The organism is Mesorhizobium sp. M7A.F.Ca.US.006.04.2.1 (assembly GCF_004022915.1).
Lineage (GTDB): Bacteria > Pseudomonadota > Alphaproteobacteria > Rhizobiales > Rhizobiaceae > Mesorhizobium > Mesorhizobium ciceri.
In genome coordinates, this window is record NZ_RZQA01001470.1 from 1 (window position 1) to 782 (window position 782).

The following is a 782-nucleotide window of genomic DNA, read 5'->3' on the forward strand; positions in this document are numbered from 1 at the left end:
GTCTCCGTGCCGTATCCAGATCCGGCATGTTCTGCGCCACGCCATGCTGCCTGTCGTCACCATTCTGGGGCTTCGTATTGGCTGGATCATCGGCGGCGCCGTGACAACCGAATATGTATTCGCTCGCCCTGGTTTGGGCAGCCTGCTGATCCGCGCGCTGAACCAGCGTGACTATCCGCTGGTTCAAGGCTGTCTGCTGATGCTTGCGATGGCTGTCATCCTGGGCACCCTCATGGGCGACGTCGCTCAAGCCTTCATTGACCCTCGCCAGCGGAGATCCCAGTCGTGACCCGCAAACGATACACCGCGTTTGTGTCCGCATTTGCCACGCCAAAAGGGTGTGTCGCGGGCGTTTATCTGCTGCTTTTGATTAGCGCGGCGCTTCTCGCCCCATGGTTGGCGCCCTATGGCGATTCCCAGCAGAACCTCTCCATCATGAACCAGCAGCCATCGACGAGCCATCTGCTGGGGACCGATGAGTTGGGCCGCGACGTGCTGTCGCGTGTGATCTTCGGCGCTCGCACTTCGCTCACCGTCAGTTCCACGGCGATTGGCCTGTCGCTGCTCCTGGGATTGTTCCTCGGTGCCGCGTGTGGATATTTCGGTGGAGCCCTGGACCGGATCGTGATGGTGGCGGTCGATCTTACCTGGTCGTTTCCGGAGATACTGATAGCCTTGATGCTGGTCGCCGTCGTCGGGCCGGGACTCGGCGGTGTCGTCTGCGCGGTGGCGATTGCCTACCTTGCACAATTCACCCGGCTGACGCGCACCCAGGTGATCTC

2 protein-coding genes are annotated in these 782 nt (G+C 61.4%); both read left to right on the plus strand.

Going from position 1 to position 782, the window contains the following annotated elements; genetic code table 11:
- Positions 1 to 289 (plus strand): ABC transporter permease (locus tag EN925_RS38120; protein ID WP_164894784.1); only part of this gene is annotated, 289 nt, incomplete at its 5' end.
- The coding region (locus EN925_RS38125) for an ABC transporter permease subunit (RefSeq protein WP_128337480.1) at positions 286 to 782 on the plus strand (497 nt) is incomplete at its 3' end. The genes EN925_RS38120 and EN925_RS38125, both read left to right, overlap by 4 nt.